Source organism: Microbacterium sp. VKM Ac-2870 (assembly GCF_015350795.1).
Lineage (GTDB): Bacteria > Actinomycetota > Actinomycetes > Actinomycetales > Microbacteriaceae > Microbacterium.
Map to the genome: position 1 here is coordinate 1 of NZ_JADKSH010000005.1, position 16,746 is coordinate 16,746.

The following is a 16,746-nucleotide window of genomic DNA, read 5'->3' on the forward strand; positions in this document are numbered from 1 at the left end:
TCGATGGTGTTGCGCTGACGGGTTGAGTTCACCAGCGTGTTTTTCGCGAAGGAGCTCGACCGCCCCTGACCGTGATGGTCCGGTTCATCAACGAGTACCGGGATCGTTTCGGGGTCGAGCTCATCTGCCGGGTCCTGCGACCGGCAGTCCAGGGGTTCCTTACCTCCCGCGCTATCGCGCCGCCGTCGGTCGAGGACCCTCGGCCCGCCAGCTGCGCGACGACGTGCTCGTCCCCGAGGTTGCCAGGTTGCATGCGGAGAACTACAGCGTTTACGGGCGCCGGAAGATGCGTGCGCTGATGCGTCGGCAGGGGTGGGACATCGGCCGCGACTAGACCGAGCGCCTCATGCGCCTGGCCGGAGTGGAGGGCGTAAAGAAATCGAAGCGAGTGTTCACGACACGCTCCGACAAGACGACGCTGCCTAGCGATCTCGTGAACCGTCGCTTCACCGCGGCGGCGCATCGTCGGCTGGAACGTCGCGGCCACGCTTCGCGCTGAGATCCTCCCGATGCAAGCCCTCGATATGGCCGCCTGGGGCGCTGGCGACGACCTCACCGGGCTGACGCATCATTCGGATCACGGGTCGAACTACACGGCAATGGTCTACACCGACCGCCTCGTCGAACTCGGCGCCGTCCCCTCGACCGGGACGGTCGGCGACAGCCACGACAACGCCCTCGCCGAGGCGATCAACAACCTCTACAAGACCGAGCTCATCCGCCAGCGCGGCCCCTGGCGAACGGTCGAACAGGTCGAACTCGCGACCCTCGAGTGCGTGTGGTGGTGGAACAACTCCCGCCTCCACGGCGAGCTCGACATGCACACCCCCATCGAAGTCGAGGACGCCTCCTACGCTGACCAAAAATCAGGCCAGCCGGCACCCGCCGGACAAGGCTCCCCATAGGAACGAAAGTCAGGCCGATTCAGTTCCCTCACGTCATCCAACTGCGGCGCGGCCGAGGACCAAGGCCGAGTCGAGCCGCATTCAACTGACAGCGAGGGCACTCGAAAATAGTACGATTGATAGAGTGCTCAGTAAGGCGTATTGAATGATTGATATCCACCAGTAGCGCGGCATGGGAACTCGGTTGAGACGGCTCTCAACTTCGACTTCATGCGAGGTCGAAGGAAAGACAATCTCGCGTCGAAAGCGGACTCGCGATTCTTCCGGTTCCCGAAATCGTCGGATGAGAAGCCAAAATATCGCAAAAACGGCGACGAGAGAAGCACAGACAGTCAACGCCACGGAGAGCGAAGACGGCGAGCGCGGCGCGCATCCGTCTGATAGATAGGTCACGACGCTAATGACCCCGTAGATCGTAGCGCAGACTCCCGCCAGTGCCGCAGACCACGGCACGATCAGTCGAGAATAGAGCCTCTCCGGCCTTGGGCCAGCAGCGTAGTTTCGACGCGCCCACTCCGTTATCCAGTCACCGCAAATGGCTATGCACAGACCCGCCATCAGCACCGTCAAATACGGCCATGCGACCTCGCCGCAAATCGTTGACATAAGCGCCTCAGAACCTAACCGTCAGCATCATTGAAACTTGAAAGTAAACATCAGGGAGCATCCCGCACCTACACCTGCAACAAATCCACTCGTAGTTCCAAAAGCGGTGCCAATGCCCGCCTTATCGGCAGCATATGCTTCCCCTCCGCCAGTGACACCCATCACAAAAGCGGCACTGCACGACAGGTTTATTCCATTGTAGAGGTTCGGTACCGCTCCTTGGGAAGAGCTAGCCGCGAAGGAAAGGGCGTGAGGAACGAATCGGTGACAGCTGATCGTTAGTGCCGGGAGGCGCTGGCGGGGAGGATGTCATCATGCCCGGTCCTTATCCCAGAGAGTTTCGCGAGGACGTTGTCGCGGTCGCTCGTAGCCGTGAGAGCGGCGTCACGATCAAGCAGATCGCGACCGATTTCGGTATCAGCGAAGCGACGCTGCAGAACTGGCTCCGTCAGGCCGATGTCGAGGACGGCAACCGTCCCGGCCAGACCGCGGCCGACGCCGCCGAGGCGCGGGAGTTGAAGAAGCGGATACGGCTCCTCGAGCAGGAGAACGAGGTCCTCCGCCGTGCGGCGGCGTATCTGTCGCAGGCGAACCTGAAACTCGGTGGCTCCCCAAAATGACGTACCCGCTCGTATCTGAGCTCGCCGACGCGGGGATTCCCGTGACGGTGTCGTGTCGGGTCCTCAAGCTCGCTCGCCAGCCCTACTACCGGTGGCGGAACGACCCGGTGCGGGATGCGGACGTGCTCCGCGCGTATCGGATCAACGCGCTGCACGACGCGCACCACGACGATCCGACGTTCGGCTACCGCTACCTCGCTGACGAAGCGCGGCGTGCGGGGTGGCGGATGAGTCGGCGGACGGCGTGGAAGCTGTGCTCGCAGGCCGGGATCCTCTCCTCTGCGCAACGCCGCCGACGCGGGAAGGGCAAGAAGGCCGGCCCGCCGGTGTTCGACGACCACGTCCAGCGCGTGTTCCGCGCCGATGCACCTAACCGACTCTGGCTCACCGACATCACCGAGCACCGCACCACCGCCGAGGGCAAGCTCTACTGCTGTGCGATCAAAGACGTGTTCTCGAACCGGATCGTGGGCTACTCGATCTCGGATCGGATGACCGCGACACTCGCCGTCGACGCGCTCCGCAACGCCGTCGCCCGCCGCGGCGACGTCGCCGGTTGCATCCTGCACGCCGATAGGGGCAGCCAGTTTCGGAGCAGGGCTATGGCCCGCGAGTTGCGCCGTCACGACATGGTCGGATCGATGGGCCGTGTCGGTGCGGCCGGGGACAACGCGGCGATGGAGTCGTTCTGGTCGCTTCTTCAAACGAACGTGCTCAACCAGCAGCGGTGGGCGACGCGGCAAGAGCTGCGCCTGGCCATCGTCGTCTGGATCGAGCGCAAGTATCACCATCAACGAGCCCAAGACACCCTCGGCGGGTTGACGCCCATCGAGTTCGAAGCCAAGCTAACCAAGCCGCTCACACTCGCGGCCTAAACCAAACCTGTCACCAGTTCGATCCTCACGCCCCCCATTCGCCACCCGAGAGTCCGCACCGGCGATGGCGACACCGATTCCTCAGAGCTCGGGCAAGCTCCCCAGTAGCTGCCACCTTTCGCGCTCAGCCGTTCATGCGATAAGAGCAACAAACCGGCGAAGTTCGCGCACGTGCCGTCGATCGTTCGGATCGACACCGCGATCGAGCACTGCGGACACTCGGACACGGGGCAGCTGGAAGCTGATGAATGGCCCCCGAGGAAGATCATCGTCGAGCACGAGCTCGTGATCCTCAAGATCCACTCGGTAGAGCCAGCCTCGGCCTATTCCGGGCATCCGCGTCGTCCAATCGGCCGCGAACGCGGCAGCAAGAGCACGCTCCGTGGTGACATACACGAGGTCTTCCGACGTCATTACGCGCGTGAATCCGGCAGCTTCGGACCTCTCGCGCATGCTCGGCATGCCCGACAGGGACGGCGGAAGAATCCAGCCGCCGGGGCGTAGATCGGGCGCACCACCATGGAAGAGCGACACGCGGCCAGCCCTCACCTGAGAATCAAGCAATCGCAGCTCAGTCGTGTCCACGCGCTCACGCTACGCCGACCGGGCTCGGCTCGGCTCGGCGCAAATCAGGCCAGGAGCAAGTCGCGCACCACGGGTCGCAACCGCGGGTGATCCTTGGCGCGCCCGTCACAAGATGGCCACGCGGCACGTCGGAGGACTGTGCGAAGGTCACCGCCAGCCGGCGAGGAACGGTGTGGCTTGGGTAGGTGATCGACGGCGTTTAGGCGAGTTCGCCGCGAGGATCGCCCACGGCTGCCGCTCCGCGGCGGCTACGAGCCGCAGAGCGGATGGCGGTCCCGCACAGGATGACACCGGTTAGCACGCCGGCAGGTGCGGCGAGCAGGCCGAGGTAGAGGGGCACCGTGCCTAGGAAACCAGCGACGAAGCCGATAGTGAGGGCCCAGTCCCGCGTCATTCCGCCGCGCTGAAGACTCGGCGCGGTCGCTACGGCCACGGCAATGCCGACGAATGCAGCACTCAATGCGCCCACCGCCCACAGGCTCTCCACGTTTGGGATGACGCCGCCGCCATCTCGAAGAGCTGCAAGGTTCAGGGTCGCCAAGGCCGCGAGCGCTGCGAATGCAGACGCGAGCGCCGGCACAACGGTGCGGACGCTCCATCGCCAGTCAGTAGCTGCACGAAGACTCCAGACCGACACACTGAGCAGGAGCGGACCGACGAAGAGCCACAGCGGATTACCTACCGCGTTGTTACCGCCCAACGCAAGGATGTACCCCACCGCGAGCGCAACCGTTCCGAGCGCAGACGCGGCAATCGGGAGGATATGGCGAGTGCGCTCGAAGAGACCAGCAGCTCGCATCGCCGCCCGCTCTTCTTGGCTGAGCTGTGTGGAGTCGGAGTGCTCACAACGCTCCATATGTAAATCAATGAGCGCAGCCCCGTGCGTTTCGCGCCACCTCCGCGGGTACCAGCGAAGCATCCGTTCGACATCGCGCTCGATTGTGCTCATGCCGTGACCGCCTTCCCGTTAACTTCCCGAAGTCGTCGCTGAGCTAGCTGAGCCTGAGCTGCGAGCTGGTCGGCGCGGCGCTTCAGTATCTGCATCCCGTCTGTGGACAGCACGTAGTAACGCCGCGTGCGCTTGTGCACGACTTCCTCACCGTCGGGAAGAATCCAGCCCTTACTCGCCATGGATTCCAGCGCGGCGTAAAGAGTGGCGATGGGGAGAGACTTCTCGAGCTGGTCTTCCGCATCGCGTAAAAGACCGTAGCCATGCCTGCGGCCCGAGGCCAGCGAGGACAACACAGCGAACTGCAGATCAGTGACGCTCATGTCACGCATCGTATCAGACATATATTCCGAGCGCTCAGAATATATGGCGAAGTGAAACTCTGACTGAATTGAGTTACCCCAAGCGGGCTGCCGCCCAGCGCCGAGCCATGGACGGTGGGCGCACCACAACGCGCGCGGGTCAACCGACGCGCACCGATCGAGGAGGATCGTTCGCAATGAAGAGACGACTGCATGCGGGACTGTGCATGACAGCAATTGGAGGGTTGTTGGTTGCCTCGCTTGGCGCAACGGCGGCCGTCGCCGCGGAGAAGCCCGGCGACGATGTCTTGAGCGCCCTCGCCGCAACCGCCCAGACCGACGAAGCTCCCGATGTCCTGTCGAGCACTGCCGACCCTGCCAGTGTCGGTGTTACCGTCCCGGGCAACTCCTCCGACCCCATTGTCATCGCATCGGGTGACGCAGCGATAGAAGTCACTCTTCCCGGCGCTGCAGCTGATGCGGTCACGATCGGGGACGGCCTTGTGGGCTTCGACGGTGGAGATGGGTCGACGTCCGTTCCAGTCGCGAAGATGGACGGTTCAGTGCAGCTGATTTCCGTTATCGACGGCCCCTCTAGCCCCACGGACTATCGATACGAGTTCGACTTGCCCGCTGGAGCTACGCTCAACCGCGTCGAGGATGGCGGCGTGGCGGTGAAAGCTGCAGACGGAAGTGTGCTCTTTGGCGTACTTGCGCCCTGGGCTGTCGACGCCAACGGCGACGCTGTAGCCACCAGTTACACCATCGTCGGCAACGCTCTCGTTCAACACGTCGCTCACGGATCGTCGAGCGCTTACCCGGTCGTTGCAGATCCGTGGCTAGGAGGCACATGGGTCGAGTCGTGGTCCTGGTACAGCGGCGCTACCCGCATCGCGATGACGCCGACTCTGTTCGCGAAGGCGGCGTGCCCGGGCAACGTCGTCTGCGCCGCCACGTGGCAGGGAGTAGCCCAGTCCGAGCTCGCCAACGCGCAGGTAACTAGCGGCAACGAGGCGAAGATCAACCGCGCCACGACCGGCAACCAGATTGGCTGCCACATGGTCGGAGGCGCCTTCAAGTCTCCGTGGAACCTCGAAACTGACGCCGCAGATAAGGGCCTGCTCGGTTTCATCGCGTCCGCCTGCAACTAAACACGACCAGCTCGGTGGCAGCCGGGCGTTCTCTCGGCTGCCACCTTCGCGAGGATGAGCAGACAGCTTTCAGCGCGTCACGTTATCCACCCACCTTCGGCGTCCGCAATCGGTATCACCGGGGTGGGCATCTGACGAGCTAGCTTCGCCGCGAATGCTGGCCACCCGCGACCAAGCCTGACCAGGGGAGCGCTCCTCCAGCCAGTGCTATTCGCCACCCGAGAGTCCGCACCCGCGATGGCGAACCGGTCGTCCGCGTGCAGTGAGCGGGTTTCCGTCGGACGATCGCCTACTCGAGAACCTTCTGCGCCTCTTTGCGTACCCACGTGCGGTCATCGTGGACGAGTCCGCCGAGCACCGAAGCGGGCAACCGCACCTTTCGCTTCCGGAGCGCCGACACGGCGTGCCCATTGACGTCGCGATCCGCCAACAACCCCAACAAGACCTGATTCGCCTCCGGATGCTTCGACTTGGCGAACCCTAACACGATCATCTCCCGTCCCCGCCCGTACCGAACATCCGTGGCCAGTTCGACCAGCTCGTCGAAGTATGCATCGTCCCAAATGATCTCCAGAGCGCTCCCCGTAGCCCACCGTGCTCCCAGATTGGTTGGGGCAGATGCGCGGCGGAAGAACCGAATGAGCGCAGGAATAGCGACCGGCTTCGCCCATGGCACACTCAGTGCCCGGACGATCTCCTGTGCTTTGCGATCATCCGTCTCTCGTTCCAGAGCATCCACCAACACGGGGATGGCGCTCACATATCGGATGCCAGAACGTCGCAAATTTGCGAGCGACGAATATGCGTACCCAAGGTCTAGGAGTTCAGCGAGAACTCGCTCTTGGCCGTGGGGCTGGACACTCACAGCAACGACCTCATTGGGTGGACCACCCACGGATAGACCCACGTCGATCATGTCGCTCGCATGGTCTACATCCATCAGCTCTCGTTGCCGCCGCGAAGTCGGATCTGCACCGCGGGACGGGCCATCCGAACTTGTGCGTCGACGGGCGCGAATACTCCAGTACGCGACTGCGCGCCGACGAGATCACACCTTCCCCGTTTCGTAGGCGAGCCTGCCAGCCTCCTCCTCGATTTGCAGGTAGTCAGCGATTCGAGAAGCGATGCCCTGATTCTCAGCGTCGATCGCCATCAGCTTGGGTATCGCCCATTCGACCCCTCCCCCGATACCGATTACGCGGTTCTGGACATCCGATCGCCGCTCTGCGGAGACGTTCGGGAAAAGCACCCGGAAAACGTAACGCCCTGAAGGTTGTGTCACGCGGCGGAGATTGAACGGACCTTCCGAAGTCGTCTCGGTCTCGACAATGTCTCCGAGCGCGACGTTGTAAAGGAAGAAGGGCACGCAACATACCTCGAATGTGGACTCGGTCAATTGCCGGCACCACAGCTGCTCAAATCTGCCCTTCTCCGGCAGTGACGCGACGATGATGAAGTTGGCGCGCTCTCGCCACAGAGGTTCCGGGTGAGCAGTGTACTGGTTAGTCATTTGGGTCATTGTGGATCTCTCCACCACGAGGGCGGTCACGCGCCCCGATAGTCTGCGGGCGGTGTCACCGGATAGTCACGCCCACCTTTGGATGCGTTGCAATGCGGACAGGTCGTCTGCGCGTTCTCCAATGTTGTGTCGCCTCCCCGCGACCTCGGAACCGAATGGTCGATTTGCGGACTGTCGGTATCCATCCGGCAGTAAACACAAGTACTCGGATTCTCATTCCAGAGCATTCACCAAGACGGGAATAGCGCTCACGTATCGGATCCCGGAGCGTCGCAAATCCGCCAGCGACGAATATGCGTAGCCAAGGTCTAGGAGTTCGGCGAGGACTGACTCTTCGCCGTGGGACTGTTCACTCATGGGGTGGGCGACCATACGGACGAGCCAAGGTCGAGACCCGCGCCAATCGCACAGCTCACACCTTCCGCATGGGTTGCCACACGACGGCTGCCTTACTGGTTTCCTCCGTCCATCAGCTGTCACCACTCTCGATACTTACGCCTCCTAATCCGTCACCGGGTTGCAAGGCCCTGGTCGCCAGCCAAAGCTGCCCGGCAACTCCCCAGTAGACCGACATGTCCGTGAGCTCCAGGTTCGGGACAGTATCCGCCCCTCCGAGGAACAATGGGACTCGATAACCAACGCAGTCATCATGACTGATCGGCAGCGTCGGTCTCGACGCATCCACCCACTCCGAGAAGAAGCCGGATGCAAGAGCCGCGTCTTCGTATCTGTGCAGTGTTGAGTCGTGGAACTCGTCGAACGTCGCGGGGATCGTCAAAACCTCTCCTGTTCCGGGTTCAACGAGAAGCACCGATTTGAAACGTGCATCCTCCGCGAGCGTGACCTCGAAGCCGAACTGACGCCCGAGCCAGTCGAAGGCGAAGGGGCGGATGTCAGTCGCCGGGAACATTTCTGAGATCCGCTGCGCCGCCGCAGGCCCCGACCGGTCGTCATGAACGCGGTAGAGACCCCCGCGGAACGAGGCGCCTGCGAACTCATCCATGAATAACGAGTATCCAGGCACCGTAACCAGCATTTCATCCCGCCAGGGCGCACCTCGGCTCGGGAGGACGTCGCGTCGTGTGCCGAACACCCTTCGGAACTCATCGAACATGGGTCTCCTTGCCTATCAACATATTCCTACCGAGATCACGCACGTGCCCGGCGCAGTGCCTCGCAGTTGGGAGGCTATCTGAGCTCCGAGACTTCGGTTGACTGAAGCGTCTAGGGGGCTGAGATTCGACAGGTGGTTCGAACCGCCCAATTGCAGATCGATGACGTGATCTACGTCGGCACCGGGTGGGACTTCAGCGCCTGAACCTCGGAAGGTCGAGGTTGCGGAAGTGCGCGGCCGTCAGCAACGCATAGTCCTTGCTATCAGCGAGGTTCAACACAACCGGCTCGATAGCTGACCACCTCGCCACGACCCACCCCTTCGAAGTGTTGCGTATGGAGTACCCCTAACGGGACTCGCTGCGGTCACCCTATACGGAACAGCAGACACAGCAAGAGGCGGGCCGCGCCGGCACCACCTGCGGGTGTTCGTTTAGCGATCCCCAAACGAGTATCACCGGCTTGCTAGACGCCCGTGTATCCCAGCAACCCGCCGACACGGATGCCAGGCGACTTGGACGGTGGGGAGGCTGAAGTTCGAGAGAAAGTCAGAGGCGTTCTCGAGGGACCGGCTTCGTGGGTCGCCCCTGCGGTCTGTCGACCCGGCCAGCCGGACCGAGTACAACTGAGCAGTTCGTCACGAGTTTCAGCCCTTCGCATGATTGACACGCAATGGGCACGCGCGTTGAATACGAACCATGACCGGAGCCCCGCGCGCCATGTTTTGGTACTACCTCGCAATTGGCGTGATCGCCGGAGTCATGATCGTTCTCCCGATGTATCTGCCACTGGCGTGGACAGGGCCGATCGCTGTGGGCGGCGCGCTTCTCATTTGGTTGATCGATCGCCTCTTCTTCGGCGGAGCCAGACCGTCGCGGTCTGGTTCCAGGCGTGACCAGCTGCCGTACATGCTGTGTCTTGCTGCACTATTTATCGGCTCCATGGCGCTTTCGTGGACGGTTCTGCGGGCGAACGGCATGTACTGGATTGGCTGGATCCTTGCCGCCATGACAGCAGCACTCATCGTCTTTCTTGGCCCCGTCATTCAGAAACGCGCTCGACCGAGCCTCCAGAACTAGTCCTGAAGGCTCGGCCGATATCGCAACGGATGTCTACACGGTGCAGGAGACGGCCAACCCAACCGCCGCTCCTGAACCCACCGCGACCCACGCGACTGCGGTCTCGGGGGGGTAGATGACCAGCATCAAGCCGCCGTAGATGGCCAGTGCGCACCCCCAGGGGAACGGGGGCACGCTGCTGTAGTAACCCCCGCCGTTGTAGACCAGCGGGTAGTTCGCGACCATGTTCCCGTTGATGTACTTCTGCAAGAAGCTGCCCTTGCAATCGGTAGTTTGCTCCCCGACGTACAAGGACCAGCTGTTCCCATCGGGCATCTGACAGATGTACTCGTACTGGCCGGTATCCATCGGGTGCAAGGTGGTGTCCTTTTGCGCACTGGCTGGTTGCGATGGGGTCGTGGGGGGCGCGGAGCTATGCACTCCGTCGAGAGGGGCTGCATTCGCGGCTGTAGGTGCCAATGCAGAAAGCACCACCACCAGACCCACGATGAGGCTCTTGAGTTTCATCGTCTTCTCCTATCCGAGGGGCGATTCTGTGACGTCTTCGATGGCGTCGTGCCCTCGGCGTGAAGCTAGGTGCTGACCAATCGGTCAGGGAACACGGTGGCATCGACCCGTGAACAACTCGCCAAAAGTCGATGCCCTGACCGGGCGTTCAGTTCCTACGTTGAACGTGGAGGAAGACAGATGCACCGAACGCACGCGAATCTTGCTGATCTGCCCGCTCTCGTCCCTGTAGCTATCTCTGCAGGTCAGGACAACGCGCTACCGGAGATCCTCGACGCTGCGGTGCGTGTGTTTGATGAGCGTGGATACAGCCACGCGAGCATCAGCGAAATCGCCGAACGCGCTGACGTCTCGAAATCCCTGGTGTGCTATTTCTTCCCGTCGAAAGCGTCGATCGCTGTAACGGTGATCAATCTGGCCTACCCAGATGGCGTCTTCATGGGCGTGGAGCGGACCGAGGAGGACCCCCTAGACGCGATCATTTGGTCGGCGCATCATGTCACGACGAACGCGTTTCGCAGCCCTTTGGCGCGTGTGGCGCTTGCCCTTCGGGATCACCCGGATGTGCGAGGGTGGCCTGCACCCCCGAGCTACTGCGGGTGGCTTGGGAGAATCACCGACTACCTCGTCGAAGCGCGTTCCGGGGGTCGCATCGATCCCGCTGCGCCGGCGCGCCGCGAAGCACGACTGATTCTCGGGGCAATAACAGGAATCATCACCCTTGCACGCAGCACTGGAGATGTCGTGAACGTCGTTGCCGACGTGGTCGAAGTCACTCAGGACCGCCTAAACCTCCTGGAGACTCGCGCGCCCCAGCATGCACCTGGTTGAGACCGAGTGTCACACCACGGAAAGTAGTCCTTCGGTGCACCCGGACGCGGCCATCCTGGCGGGATGCCTCTTTCGTGTCATACGCAACCAGCCGTAGGCGATTCTGGCTCTCGACGCATCTTCCGGCCGCGAGGGGTTCCGCCCCCGACGTCGACGAGGCCGGGCAGCTCGTCCGCGTACTGGCGGTCGAGGCGTTCATTAGCGGCCATCGTTATACGACCCTGGGGAGTTGCTCCCGACTCGCGTGTATCGAGCGCTTCGACGCGAGAGCGAACCAGTTGCTGGACGACGTGGCAAGACGTCCCGCTGACGATCCTCAAACGAGCGGCCGGTACGCGTGCTGCCCGCAGCACGCGGGCGGGCAGCCGAAGCGGGGCCGCCCGAAAAGAGCCGCTACGGGTTTCGCGCCGGTTAGGTTTCGGGCGTGAGTTCTGGGCGGCCTCTCATCGGCGCGTCGCCGTCGAGATCGACGTCGACCGAGGCCTCCCAAAAACGATCGTTTTCGGCTGGCTCTCGAATCAGAATTGCGAGAGCTGTTCCATGAACTCGTCGGCCATCGCGACTTGCCTGCTGAGCTTCGCTCGCCGCTCTGCGGTCTCGTCGCGGATCGCGTCGAGCCGCTTCCGAAGGTCAACGTCATTCGGAGATGCGGCGAGGGCGTCGACGACGTCCAGCAGTTCACGCATCTCGTCGAGGGTGAACCCGAGCGGCTTCATCCGACGGATGAGAAGAATGCGCGCGATGTCAGCGTCGGTGTAGAGCCGAAATCCGCCCTCGGTGCGAGCGGATGGTGTGACGAGTCCGATTTCGTCATAGTGCCGCAGGGTCCGGGAGGACAACTCGGTGCGCTCGGTGACCTCCCCAATACGGGCGGTTTCTTCGTGCATCACGACGGCATCCTTTCCGATCGCCGTACTGCGTGACCCTGTTTGCGAGCACCAGAATCGCGGACATGGCGTCAGCGTCTGGGAACGAGTACCGTCGCTCGTCGACCTCAACTGAGACTCGCAGCTCGAGCAAGGGCCACACCTTGCCGTGAGCCGAGCCGGCAGACGCGCGCCATAAGCGCTCGACTTGCTCCGGGTTGCCAATGTCGCCATCGGAGAGATGGTTCCGCACCTCATTTGCCGCGGCCGTGACGAGCGTCAGGTAAGACGGGTCATCGACCTTGACGCCGTAGCTCTCGAGAATCTCGAGGAGACCTAGCCGCTGCTGCTTCAGGGCTTCTTTGCGCTCCGGGTCCACCTCGGCTTTCCGCTGCTCCGCCCAATCAGCGAGAACGAGCGACAAGTGACGACGCAGCACCTCGCGCGAATCACGCGAGGCCATGACCCATACAGCTTGAGACGCGGACTCGAGCGCCGCACGCGCGAGCGTCTGAGCCGGCCGCGCCTCGTGATGCACGGCCGCGTCGGGGTGAAAGGACAGCGGCGCCACGAAATCTGCCCACATGCCCAAGTGCTCGAGCGCTGACGATAAGTACGAGCGACACCACATCTCGCATGACTGCGGCAGATGATCATCGATGGTCCTAAATGGTGACCCATCGATGGCCGGCGGCGTCTCGGATAGTAGGTCGCGCATCAACCGCGCTGACTGCGCCACCTCAACCCACGGGCGCGACTGCTCACGATCGATCGGGATCCGGTTGGGAACATCGTCAGCTTTCACGGCGCGAGCGTAGCGTGACTCTTGTCGGCTGAGCCGAAGGCCCTGAGTTCGAGCTGCTTCGGCGCCTCCACTGCCTCAGACGAGCTCGCTGACGAGCTGCTGGATCCGTGCGCGGATGTCGTCGCGGATGGGACGGACGGCGTCGATGCCCTGGCCGGCGGGGTCGTCGAGCTTCCAGTCCTCGTAGCGCTTCCCGGGGAAGAAGGGGCACGCGTCGCCGCATCCCATCGTGATGACGACGTCCGAGGCCTGCACGGCTTCGGTAGTGAGGACCTTTGGCTGCTCGGCGGTGATGTCGATGCCCAGCTCGGCCATCGCCTGAACAGCGGTGGGGTTGATCTGGTCGGCGGGCATCGACCCCGCGGAGCGGACCTCGATGCGGTCGCCGGCGATGTCGCGAAGGAATCCCGCGGCCATCTGGGAGCGGCCGGCGTTGTGGACGCAGACGAACAGGACGGAGGGCTTGGTGTCAGTCATGGTGGCTCCGGTCAGCGGGTGGTAGTGAGTGTGGCAAGAAGATCGTCGACGCGGCGGGCGATGTCGTCGCGGATCGCTGCGACGCCTTCTGCGGAGGCGAGGGCGGGGTCACCGACGGTCCAGTCCTCGTAGCGGACGCCGGGGATGATCGGGCAGACATCACCGCAACCCATGGTGATGACGACGTCAGCTGCGCGGACTGCGTCATCGGTCAGCGGTTTCGGGAACCGCGGTTCGTCGTCGCCGGGGGTCAGCTCGTCGATGAGGGGCTGCACATGGGGGTGGATCTCAGCGGCCGGGGTCGATCCAGCAGAGCGCGCCACAACGGCGCCGCCCGAGCGCTGATTCACCAGCGCCGCGGCGAGCTGCGATCTACCTGCGTTCGCGACACAGACAAACAGCACCTGCGGCTGTCCCTGCGTGCGGTCACGGGTGATGTCGGTGAGTCGTTGGCGCGCGAAACGTTCGGTGAGCGACAGCAGGTGGTTCTTCACCCGAGCGCTTTTGGCCAAGGCCGTGTACGACTCGCGGACGATCGTCGCCACCAGGCTGCCGTCGAGCTGGGGGTAGTCCTGACTGAGCGCTTCGGCGAGGTGGGTGAGAGCGTCGTCGACGTTCTCGAGCCCCGCGTGCTCAGCGCGGACGGGGGCGACGGCGGCGGGCGCGAACGAGTCCAGCAGCGTCGTCACGGCCGGGCGAAGGGCCGGGGCGATCCGGTACCAGACCCACGTGCCACGCCGCTCGGAGGTGAGTACGCCGGTGTCGCGGAGGACCTTGAGGTGGTGCGACACGGTGGGCTGGGACACCTCGGCCAGTTCCGCGAGGTCGCACACGCACGATTCACCGCGCGCGTCGGTGGCGATCGCGGAAAGCATCCGCAGCCGCAGCGGATCGGATAGCGCCTTCAGCGTGGTGGCGATCGCGGCGGCCGCGTCGTCCCCGATCGCGTGCGTTGGGGACGGGGCGCAAGTATCTTCTGCGGTGGTGATCGTGGCGCTCATCATCGAGTCCTTTCCAGGGCAGGTTCGGGAATCGCGTAGGGGTCGGTGTGGAACCATGCCCGCGCGGCCCACAGTGAGACGTAGACCAGGCCGACGAGCACGGGGACCTCGATCAGTGGCCCGACAACACCGGCGAGGGCTTGCCCGGACGTGGCGCCGAACGTGCCGATCGCGACGGCGATGGCGAGTTCGAAGTTGTTGCCGGCCGCGGTGAACGCGAGCGTCGATGAGCGGGCGTAGCCCAGGCCGAGGGTCTTACCGGTGATGAGGCCGGCGAACCACATGACGGCGAAGTACACCAGCAGCGGGACCGCGATCCGCACGACGTCGAGCGGCCGTGAGGTGACCTGTTCCCCCTGGAGGGCGAACAGCAGCACGATCGTGAACAGCAGGCCGTACAGCGCCCACGGTCCGATCTTGGGCAGGAATGAGCCCTCGTACCAGGCGCGGCCCTTGCGGCGTTCCCCGATGAGACGGGACGCGAACCCGGCGACCAGTGGCACGCCGAGGAAGATGAGCACGTTGAGCGCGATCTGCCACACGGACACGTCCAGGCCTTGGCTGTCGAGGCCGAGCCAGCCGGGGAGGACGGTGAGGTAGAACCAGCCGAGGATCGAGAACGCGATGACCTGGAACACCGAGTTGATCGCAACAAGCACGGCCGCAGCTTCCCGGTCACCGCAAGCGAGGTCGTTCCAGATCACGACCATGGCGATGCAGCGTGCGAGGCCGACGATGATCAGTCCCGTCCGGTACTCGGGCAGGTCCGGCAGGAACACCCACGCCAGGGCGAACATCAATGCAGGGCCCGCGATCCAGTTCAGCGCCAGCGACGAAACGAGGAGCTTCTTGTCGCCGGTCACGGCGGCGACCTTGTCGTATCGGACCTTCGCGAGCACCGGGTACATCATGACCAGCAACCCGAGCGCGATCGGAATCGAGATCCCACCGACCTCAAGGTGTGACAGCAGTTCGGACAGCCCCGGGATGAACCGGCCCAGGAGGATGCCGCTGCCCATCGCCAAGCCGATCCACAGCGGTAGCCACCGGTCGAGGGTCGAGAGGCGGCGAGTAGCGGGTGCTGCGTTGCTCACGCGAAAGCCTCCGCCAGTTCGGGGACCTCGTGCGCGGCGAGGTAGTGCTGCGCGTCCTGTGCTGCCGCGCATCCGGTCCCGGCAGCGGTGATCGCCTGCCGGTAGGTGTGGTCGACGAGGTCGCCGGCGGCGAACACCCCGGTGAGCGAGGTGCGCGTGGACGGGTGCTCCACCAGCACGTAACCATCGGCATCGGTGGTGACCTGGCCGGTGACGAGTTCGGAGCGAGGGTCGTGACCGATAGCAACGAACACGCCCGTCACGGGGAGGTCACGCTCAGCACCGGAGACGGTGTCCCGCAGGCGAACTCCGTGCACCTTCTCTTCCCCCTGCAACGCAGTGATCTCGCTGTTCCACGCGACGTCGATCTTCGGGTGCTCCAGCACCCGCTGTGCCATGATCTTCGACGCTCGGAACGAGCTGCGGCGGTGCACGACGGTCACATTCCGAGCGAACCGGGTCAAGAACAGTGCCTCCTCCATGGCCGAATCACCGCCACCGACCACGACGATGTCCTGGCCCCGGAAGAAAAACCCATCGCACGTCGCACACCACGACACGCCATGACCCGACAGGCGCTCCTCGTCGGGAAGCCCGAGCTTCCGGTACGCCGACCCCATGGTGAGGATCACCGCGCGGGCGTGGAACGTCTCCCCGGCGCCCGTCTCGATGACTTTCGTGTCGGATTCGAGATCGAAGCGGATCGCGTCGTCGAGGAGGATGCGGGCGCCGAAGCGTTCGGCCTGCCGGCGCATCGTGTCCATCAGCTCTGGGCCCTGGATGCCATCGACGAACCCGGGGAAGTTCTCCACCTCCGTAGTCGTCATAAGCGCACCGCCCGCGGTGACAGAACCCGCGATGACGACGGGGGCGAGCCCGGCCCGCGCCGCGTACACCGCCGCCGTGTAGCCCGAGGGGCCCGACCCGACGATGACCAGCTCAACCTCTTGAATCGACATGTATCTATATTGACAGGTGCCTATGCAGGACGCAATCCTGATCATCGACACCGCAACGTACCGAGGAGAGCCGCATGAAACCGACCGTCCTGTTCATCTGTCAGCACAACGCCGGCCGCTCTCAGCTCGGCGCCGCTCTCCTCGAGCACCTTGCAGGGGGCCGCTTCACCGCAGCATCCGCCGGTCTCGCCCCGGCCGAGACGGTGAACCCTGCCATCGCCGCGACCGTTGCCGAGCTGGGAATGGACATCACGGGGCGCGTGCCCCGCGCGGTGACGCCTGCTGACTTGGAGGCTGCCGATGTCGTGGTTCTCATGAAGCCCGGGTTGGCGCTGCCCAGCGCTCCGCGCGGGGAGGTTCTGGAATGGTCCTTCCCCAACCCCGAGTCCTGGGATGCCGACGCTGTCCGTCCGTTGCGCGAAGCGGTGTCCAACAAGATCCAGTCGACTCTCCTTACGCGCTGAGTTGACAGTAAGGGGGCAGGCCGCCGGCCTGCCCCCTC

At 63.7% G+C, this 16,746-nt stretch carries 21 protein-coding genes; 7 read left to right on the plus strand and 14 right to left on the minus strand.

Features of this window, described 5'->3' with window-relative positions; genetic code table 11:
- Positions 1-223: 223 nt before the first annotated feature.
- The 3 genes from ITJ43_RS15430 to ITJ43_RS12030 all read left to right on the plus strand — a co-directional run bounded on the left by ITJ43_RS15430 (position 224) and on the right by ITJ43_RS12030 (position 3,006).
- Positions 224-334 carry an IS3 family transposase gene (locus ITJ43_RS15430; protein ID WP_416361074.1) on the plus strand — a complete coding sequence of 37 codons (111 nt, stop codon included), beginning with the start codon at positions 224-226 and terminating at the stop codon, positions 332-334.
- Between the two features lie 175 nt (positions 335-509).
- Positions 510-905 (plus strand): integrase core domain-containing protein, encoded by a 396-nt coding sequence (locus ITJ43_RS12025; RefSeq protein WP_194584098.1) that lies wholly within the window; start codon positions 510-512, stop codon positions 903-905.
- A gap of 920 nt (positions 906-1,825) precedes the next feature.
- A protein-coding gene (locus tag ITJ43_RS12030; RefSeq protein ID WP_416361075.1) for an IS3 family transposase occupies positions 1,826-3,006 on the plus strand; the annotation gives its coding sequence in 2 pieces (ribosomal slippage) (positions 1,826-2,092 and positions 2,095-3,006; 1,179 coding nt in all).
- A 132-nt stretch (positions 3,007-3,138) separates the two neighbouring features.
- Here the strand turns inward: ITJ43_RS12030 and ITJ43_RS12035 are convergent.
- The 3 genes from ITJ43_RS12035 to ITJ43_RS12045 form a co-directional block, all read right to left on the minus strand.
- Positions 3,139-3,591 (minus strand): hypothetical protein, encoded by a 453-nt coding sequence (locus tag ITJ43_RS12035; protein ID WP_194584099.1) that lies wholly within the window; start codon positions 3,589-3,591, stop codon positions 3,139-3,141.
- Positions 3,592-3,790: 199 nt separating this feature from the next.
- A complete protein-coding gene (locus tag ITJ43_RS12040; protein ID WP_194584100.1) occupies positions 3,791-4,540 on the minus strand; it encodes a hypothetical protein in 750 nt (249 codons plus the stop codon).
- Positions 4,537-4,863 carry a PadR family transcriptional regulator gene (locus ITJ43_RS12045; RefSeq protein WP_039411848.1) on the minus strand — a complete coding sequence of 109 codons (327 nt, stop codon included), beginning with the start codon at positions 4,861-4,863 and terminating at the stop codon, positions 4,537-4,539. Before ITJ43_RS12045 ends, ITJ43_RS12040 begins: the two co-directional genes overlap by 4 nt.
- Before the next feature lie 176 nt (positions 4,864-5,039).
- Between ITJ43_RS12045 and ITJ43_RS12050 the strand changes: the two genes are divergently transcribed.
- On the plus strand, positions 5,040-5,993 hold the full coding sequence (locus ITJ43_RS12050) for a hypothetical protein (protein ID WP_194584101.1): 954 nt from the start codon (positions 5,040-5,042) through the stop codon (positions 5,991-5,993).
- Between the two features lie 289 nt (positions 5,994-6,282).
- Here the strand turns inward: ITJ43_RS12050 and ITJ43_RS12055 are convergent, their stop codons facing one another.
- From ITJ43_RS12055 to ITJ43_RS12070, 4 genes are all read right to left on the minus strand, one after another.
- Positions 6,283-6,753 carry a hypothetical protein gene (locus ITJ43_RS12055; protein WP_194584102.1) on the minus strand — a complete coding sequence of 157 codons (471 nt, stop codon included), beginning with the start codon at positions 6,751-6,753 and terminating at the stop codon, positions 6,283-6,285.
- 288 nt (positions 6,754-7,041) lie between these two features.
- The gene (locus tag ITJ43_RS12060; protein WP_194584103.1) at positions 7,042-7,503 is read right to left on the minus strand and encodes a DUF4265 domain-containing protein; all 462 of its coding nucleotides are present in this window, start codon (positions 7,501-7,503) and stop codon (positions 7,042-7,044) included.
- A 35-nt stretch (positions 7,504-7,538) separates the two neighbouring features.
- Positions 7,539-7,739: an HNH endonuclease gene (locus tag ITJ43_RS15435; RefSeq protein WP_194584104.1), complete on the minus strand. Its 201-nt coding sequence runs from the start codon at positions 7,737-7,739 to the stop codon at positions 7,539-7,541.
- A 242-nt stretch (positions 7,740-7,981) separates the two neighbouring features.
- The gene (locus ITJ43_RS12070; RefSeq protein WP_194584105.1) at positions 7,982-8,626 is read right to left on the minus strand and encodes a T6SS immunity protein Tdi1 domain-containing protein; all 645 of its coding nucleotides are present in this window, start codon (positions 8,624-8,626) and stop codon (positions 7,982-7,984) included.
- Positions 8,627-9,323: 697 nt separating this feature from the next.
- On the opposite strand from ITJ43_RS12070, the gene ITJ43_RS12075 reads away from it, so the two are divergent.
- Complete coding sequence (locus ITJ43_RS12075) at positions 9,324-9,704, plus strand: hypothetical protein (RefSeq protein WP_194584106.1); 381 nt, start codon at positions 9,324-9,326, stop codon at positions 9,702-9,704.
- 33 nt (positions 9,705-9,737) lie between these two features.
- Here the strand turns inward: ITJ43_RS12075 and ITJ43_RS12080 are convergent, their stop codons facing one another.
- Complete coding sequence (locus ITJ43_RS12080; RefSeq protein ID WP_194584107.1) at positions 9,738-10,061, minus strand: hypothetical protein; 324 nt, start codon at positions 10,059-10,061, stop codon at positions 9,738-9,740.
- A gap of 330 nt (positions 10,062-10,391) precedes the next feature.
- On the opposite strand from ITJ43_RS12080, the gene ITJ43_RS12085 reads away from it, so the two are divergent.
- A complete protein-coding gene (locus tag ITJ43_RS12085; protein ID WP_194584108.1) occupies positions 10,392-11,042 on the plus strand; it encodes a TetR/AcrR family transcriptional regulator in 651 nt (216 codons plus the stop codon).
- A gap of 518 nt (positions 11,043-11,560) precedes the next feature.
- Here the strand turns inward: ITJ43_RS12085 and ITJ43_RS12090 are convergent.
- From ITJ43_RS12090 to trxB, 6 genes are all read right to left on the minus strand, one after another.
- A complete protein-coding gene (locus ITJ43_RS12090; RefSeq protein ID WP_194584109.1) occupies positions 11,561-11,929 on the minus strand; it encodes a MerR family transcriptional regulator in 369 nt (122 codons plus the stop codon).
- Positions 11,853-12,713, minus strand: a complete 861-nt coding sequence (locus ITJ43_RS12095; RefSeq protein WP_194584110.1) for a hypothetical protein — start codon at positions 12,711-12,713, stop codon at positions 11,853-11,855. The genes ITJ43_RS12090 and ITJ43_RS12095 overlap by 77 nt, the downstream gene beginning before the upstream one ends.
- A gap of 75 nt (positions 12,714-12,788) precedes the next feature.
- Complete coding sequence (locus ITJ43_RS12100; RefSeq protein ID WP_194584111.1) at positions 12,789-13,190, minus strand: arsenate reductase ArsC; 402 nt, start codon at positions 13,188-13,190, stop codon at positions 12,789-12,791.
- A gap of 11 nt (positions 13,191-13,201) precedes the next feature.
- On the minus strand, positions 13,202-14,191 hold the full coding sequence (locus ITJ43_RS12105) for a metalloregulator ArsR/SmtB family transcription factor (protein WP_060915510.1): 990 nt from the start codon (positions 14,189-14,191) through the stop codon (positions 13,202-13,204).
- Positions 14,191-15,285: an ACR3 family arsenite efflux transporter gene (arsB, locus tag ITJ43_RS12110; protein WP_060915509.1), complete on the minus strand. Its 1,095-nt coding sequence runs from the start codon at positions 15,283-15,285 to the stop codon at positions 14,191-14,193. The genes ITJ43_RS12105 and arsB overlap by 1 nt, the downstream gene beginning before the upstream one ends.
- Positions 15,282-16,244 carry a thioredoxin-disulfide reductase gene (gene trxB / locus ITJ43_RS12115; RefSeq protein ID WP_194584112.1) on the minus strand — a complete coding sequence of 321 codons (963 nt, stop codon included), beginning with the start codon at positions 16,242-16,244 and terminating at the stop codon, positions 15,282-15,284. The genes arsB and trxB overlap by 4 nt, the downstream gene beginning before the upstream one ends.
- A gap of 74 nt (positions 16,245-16,318) precedes the next feature.
- Here trxB and ITJ43_RS12120 point away from each other — a divergent pair, with 74 nt between their 5' ends.
- Positions 16,319-16,708, plus strand: coding sequence for a low molecular weight phosphatase family protein (locus ITJ43_RS12120; protein ID WP_194584113.1), 390 nt, complete (start codon positions 16,319-16,321; stop codon positions 16,706-16,708).
- Positions 16,709-16,746 lie beyond the last annotated feature (38 nt).

What these genes read in the sequence shown, in the direction of transcription:
- ITJ43_RS12025 (WP_194584098.1), top strand. Translation starts at nt 510, where the DNA reads ATGCAAGCCCTCGATATGGCCGCCTGGGGCGCTGGCGACGACCTCACC.
- ITJ43_RS12120 (WP_194584113.1), top strand. Translation starts at nt 16,319, where the DNA reads ATGAAACCGACCGTCCTGTTCATCTGTCAGCACAACGCCGGCCGCTCT.
- ITJ43_RS12100 (WP_194584111.1), bottom strand. Translation starts at nt 13,190, where the DNA reads ATGACTGACACCAAGCCCTCCGTCCTGTTCGTCTGCGTCCACAACGCC.
- trxB (WP_194584112.1), bottom strand. Translation starts at nt 16,244, where the DNA reads ATGTCGATTCAAGAGGTTGAGCTGGTCATCGTCGGGTCGGGCCCCTCG.
- ITJ43_RS12050 (WP_194584101.1), top strand. Translation starts at nt 5,040, where the DNA reads ATGAAGAGACGACTGCATGCGGGACTGTGCATGACAGCAATTGGAGGG.
- ITJ43_RS12075 (WP_194584106.1), top strand. Translation starts at nt 9,324, where the DNA reads ATGACCGGAGCCCCGCGCGCCATGTTTTGGTACTACCTCGCAATTGGC.
- ITJ43_RS12085 (WP_194584108.1), top strand. Translation starts at nt 10,392, where the DNA reads ATGCACCGAACGCACGCGAATCTTGCTGATCTGCCCGCTCTCGTCCCT.
- ITJ43_RS15435 (WP_194584104.1), bottom strand. Translation starts at nt 7,739, where the DNA reads ATGCTCTGGAATGAGAATCCGAGTACTTGTGTTTACTGCCGGATGGAT.
- ITJ43_RS12060 (WP_194584103.1), bottom strand. Translation starts at nt 7,503, where the DNA reads ATGACTAACCAGTACACTGCTCACCCGGAACCTCTGTGGCGAGAGCGC.
- ITJ43_RS12070 (WP_194584105.1), bottom strand. Translation starts at nt 8,626, where the DNA reads ATGTTCGATGAGTTCCGAAGGGTGTTCGGCACACGACGCGACGTCCTC.
- ITJ43_RS12090 (WP_194584109.1), bottom strand. Translation starts at nt 11,929, where the DNA reads ATGCACGAAGAAACCGCCCGTATTGGGGAGGTCACCGAGCGCACCGAG.
- ITJ43_RS12040 (WP_194584100.1), bottom strand. Translation starts at nt 4,540, where the DNA reads ATGAGCACAATCGAGCGCGATGTCGAACGGATGCTTCGCTGGTACCCG.
- ITJ43_RS12105 (WP_060915510.1), bottom strand. Translation starts at nt 14,191, where the DNA reads ATGAGCGCCACGATCACCACCGCAGAAGATACTTGCGCCCCGTCCCCA.
- ITJ43_RS12045 (WP_039411848.1), bottom strand. Translation starts at nt 4,863, where the DNA reads ATGAGCGTCACTGATCTGCAGTTCGCTGTGTTGTCCTCGCTGGCCTCG.